This window comes from Roseomonas sp. TAS13 (assembly GCF_001950415.1).
GTDB lineage: Bacteria > Pseudomonadota > Alphaproteobacteria > Acetobacterales > Acetobacteraceae > Roseomonas > Roseomonas mucosa.
In genome coordinates, this window is the sequence record NZ_BDLP01000368.1 from 1 (window position 1) to 4,248 (window position 4,248).

General features: G+C 70.6%; 3 protein-coding genes. All 3 read left to right on the forward strand.

What is annotated here, in order from left to right; translation table 11 throughout:
• The coding region (locus tag ROTAS13_RS20280) for an efflux RND transporter periplasmic adaptor subunit (RefSeq protein WP_171979174.1) at positions 1-520 on the forward strand (520 nt) is incomplete at its 5' end.
• A gap of 13 nt (positions 521-533) precedes the next feature.
• Entirely contained in the window at positions 534-3,776 is a 3,243-nt protein-coding gene (locus ROTAS13_RS20285; RefSeq protein WP_075823236.1) for an efflux RND transporter permease subunit, read from the forward strand.
• Positions 3,777-3,845: 69 nt separating this feature from the next.
• Positions 3,846-4,248: hypothetical protein (locus tag ROTAS13_RS20290; RefSeq protein WP_075823237.1), on the forward strand; the 403-nt coding region annotated here is incomplete at its 3' end.

Below are 4,248 nucleotides of genomic sequence, written 5' to 3' on the forward strand. Positions count from 1 at the left end.
GCTGGGCGCCTCCGTGGCCGCGGACGCCGAGGTGTTCGCGGTTGCCGACCTCTCGGTCCTCTGGGTCGAGCTGACCATCCCGCCGCGGGACCTGCCCATGGCGCGCCAGGGCCAGACGGTGCTCGTCACCGGGGAGGGCGAGGCACGCACCGAGGGCAAGATCGTCTTCCTCAGCCCGGTCCTGGATCCCGAGACCCGCTCGGCCCGAGCGGTCGCCGAGATCGCAAATCCCGAGGGCGTGTGGAGGGCGGGCGGCTTCGTCACCGCCCACCTCTCCACGGCCGAGCAGCAGGTGGACGCGCTGGTTCCGCGCGACGCCGTGCAGGAGGTCGAGGGCAAGAAGGTCGTCTTCGTGAGGAACGAGGAGGGCTTCGAGCTGAGGGAGGTGGAGACCGGGCGCGAAGACGCGAACGGCTACGAGGTCATCTTCGGGCTGGACCAGGGGACGGAGATCGCGGTGGCCAACGCCTTCTCGCTCCGGGCCGAGCTGAGCAAGTCCGAAGCCGGGCACGCGCACTGAAAGCCGCCCGGACATGATTGGACCCATCCTCGACTTCTCCGTCCGCAACCGCTGGACGGTGGTGCTGCTGGCCCTCATCGCGGCCTGCATCGGCGCATGGTCGGTCACGCGGCTGCCCATCGACGCCACGCCCGACATCACCAACAACCAGGCTCAGATCAACACCCTCGCGCCCTCGCTCTCGCCCTACGAGATCGAGAAGCAGGTCACCTTCCCGATCGAGACGGCGCTGGCGGGCATCCCCGGGCTGGAGAGCACGCGCTCCATCTCCCGTAACGGCTTCAGCCAAGTCACGGCGGTCTTCACCGAGAGTACCGACATCTACTTCGCCCGCCAGCAGGTGCTGGAGAGGCTGATCGAGGCACGGGAGGCCATGCCGGAGGGGGTAGAGCCGCGTCTAGGCCCTGTCTCCACCGGCCTCGGCGAAGTCACCATGTGGACGGTGAACTTCGCGCCCAGGAAACAGGGCGATGTCGTGCCGGACGGCCAGCCGGGATGGCAGGCCGACGGCAGCTACCTGACCCCTGAGCGCGAGCGCCTGGCCACGGAGGCGGACCGGGCCACCTACCTCCGAACGGTCCAGGACTGGATCATCCGGCCACAGGTCCGGAACGTGCGGGGTGTCGCGGGCGTGGACGCCATCGGCGGCTACACGAAGCAGTACGTGGTCCAGCCCGACCCGGCCCGCTTGATCGCCCTGGGACTGAGCTTCTCCGACCTCTCGACGGCCATCGAGCGGAACAACGTCTCGACCGGCGCGGGCTACGTGGAGCGGGGCGGCGAAGGACTCGTCGTCCGCTCCGGCGGCCGGGTCACGAGCGTGGCCGAACTCGAGCAGGTGGTCGTCGCCACCCGCGAGGGCGTGCCCATCCTGCTGCGTGACGTCGGGCGGGTGACCATCGGCCAGGCGCCGCGGACGGGCAGCGCCAGCGGCAACGGGCAGGAGATGGTGGTCGGCACCGCCCTCATGCTCCTCGGCGAGAACTCCCGAATTGTCGCGGAGGCCGTCCACGCCAAGGTGGACGATCTCCGGCGGACCCTGCCGCGGGGCGTCGAGGCGGTCACGGTGCTGGATCGCGGTCTCCTGGTGGATGCCACCATCCACACCGTCGCCAAGAACCTCGGCGAGGGCGCGCTGCTGGTCATTGTCATCCTGTTCCTGATGCTCGGGAACATCCGGGCGGCCATCATCACCGCCCTGGTCATCCCGGTGACGATGCTGCTGACTGCCTTCGGCATGGTCCGGGGCGGCATCTCGGCCAACCTGATGTCGCTCGGCGCGCTCGACTTCGGCCTGATCGTCGACGGCGCCGTCATCATCACCGAGAACAGCCTGCGCCACCTCGCCGAGCGCCAGCACGAGAAGGGACGCCTGCTGACCGTCGCGGAGCGCCTCCAGACCGTGGCGGACAGCGCCAAGGAGATGATCCGGCCCTCGCTCTACGGGCAGGCCATCATCATCCTCGTCTACGCGCCGCTCCTGACCTTCACGGGGGTCGAGGGCAAGATGTTCATCCCGATGGCGTTGACCGTCATCATCGCCCTGGTCTGCGCCTTCATCCTCTCCCTGACCCTGGTCCCGGCCCTCATCGCCATCTGGATCAGCGGCCGGGTGCAGGAGAAGGACGTGGCCATCGTCCGCGGCCTCAAGCACGCCTATGCCCCGCTCCTAGGCGGCGCGCTGCGCGCCCCGTTCCCCGTCGTCGCGGCGGGCGCCCTCCTCTTCGTCGCCTGCCTCGGCCTGTTCTCCCGGCTCGGGCAGGAGTTCATCCCGACGCTGGACGAGGGCAACCTCGCCATGCAGGCGCTCCGCATCCCCAGCACCTCCCTGCAGCAGTCCCAAGCCATGCAGTCGGTGCTGGAACGCCGCATCTCCCGCCTGCCCGAGGTGCAGGTCATCTACTCGAAGACGGGTACGGCGGAGGTCGCCTCCGACCCGATGCCGCCGAACGCCTCCGACACCTTCATCATCCTCAAGCCCCGCTCGGAGTGGCCCGATCCGTCCTTGCCGAAGGCTGAGCTGGTCCGGCGCATCGAGGCGTCGGTCGCGGGCATCCCCGGCAACGCGATGGAGTTCAGCCAGCCCATCCAGATGCGCTTCAACGAGCTGCTGGCGGGCGTGCGCGGCGACCTTGCCGTGAAGGTGTTCGGCGACGAGTACGGCCCGATGCTCCAGGTGGCCGGGCAGATCTCGAACATCCTGAACGGCATCGACGGCGCCGAGGACGTGAAGGTGGAGCAGGCGACGGGCCTGCCCTTCCTGGAGATCACGGTGAACCGGGCGGAGGTGGCACGCCGTGGGCTGAGCGTCGCCGACGTCCAGGCCGTGGTGGCCACCGCGGTCGGCGGACGCGAGGCGGGAATGGTCTATGAGGGGGACCGCCGCTTCGCCATCGTGGTGCGGCTGCCGGAGAACCTGCGGGGCAACTTCGAGACGCTCCGCAGCCTGCCGGTGCCGCTGCCGCCCGTGGCCGGGCGCCCGGCCGCCTCGGTGCCCCTGCAGCAGTTGGCGACTCTCCGCGTCGTCGAGGGGCCGAACCAGATCAGCCGCGAGCAGGGGCGGCGCCGGGTGGTCGTCCAGGCGAACGCCCGAGGCCGGGACATCGGCTCCATCGTGGCCGAGGCCCAGGCGCGGGTGGAGCGCGAGGTGCAGCTGCCGCCCGGCTACACCGTCACCTGGGGCGGGCAGTTCGAGAACCTGGCCAAGGCGCGCGAGCGGCTGACCATCGTGGTGCCCGCCTGCTTCCTGCTGATCCTGGTGCTCCTCTACGCGGCCCTGGGCTCCGTGCGTGACGCGCTGGTGGTGTTCAGCGGCGTGCCGCTGGCGCTCTCGGGCGGCCTGCTCGCCCTGTGGCTGCGGGACATGCCGTTCTCGGTCCCAGCGGCCGTCGGGTTCATCGCGCTGTCCGGCGTGGCGGTGCTGAACGGGCTGGTGATGGCGACCTCCATCAAGGACCTCATCCTGCGGGGCCACCTGTCCCTGCGGGACGCGGTCTACCAGGGCGCCATGACCCGGCTGCGGCCCGTGGCCATGACCGCCCTCGTCGCGTCGCTGGGCTTCGTGCCCATGGCCATCGCGACCGGCCCCGGGGCGGAGGTCCAGAAGCCGCTGGCGACCGTCGTCATCGGCGGCCTGATCACCGCGACGCTGCTCACCCTGCTGGTGCTGCCCGCCCTGTACGTGATGTTCGGCCGCGTGCAGGCGCCCGCGACCGAGGAGGCGCCCGCCCGGGCGGGCCACGCCCCGGCCGAGTGAGCGTGCCGGTGGCCGCCGGGAACGGCGGCCACCGGGTTCGACCAACCCCAGTCACCAAGGATCTATGACATGCGCAGGACCATCCTCGCGGCCATCGCGGCCGCCGCACTCTCCACGGGCGCCCTGGCCCAGCAGGGTCACAGCCACGGCGACCAGGGCCCGCACGGCGGCAAGATGCAGGACGTGGTGGGCGTCCACGCCGAGCTGCTGACGTCCGAGCGGACACTGACCGTCCACCTCTACGACGAGGCCGGAAAGCCCGTCCCCGCGGCGGGCTACACGGCCTCGGCCCTGGTCGGCTCGGGGCAGTCGCGCCAGGTCGTCCAGCTGGCACCCGGCGCGGAGAACACGATGACCGGGGCCGCCGCGAGCCCGGTCGCCCGCGGAACCTCTGTCACGCTGCAGATCAAGAACCCCGCCGGTCGCAGCCTGTCTCTTGATCACATCTACGCACAGCTCCACCGTAAGGCGA

Excerpts from the sequence above, each read along its gene's own strand:
- ROTAS13_RS20285 (WP_075823236.1), top strand. The coding sequence starts at position 534 with ATGATTGGACCCATCCTCGACTTCTCCGTCCGCAACCGCTGGACGGTG.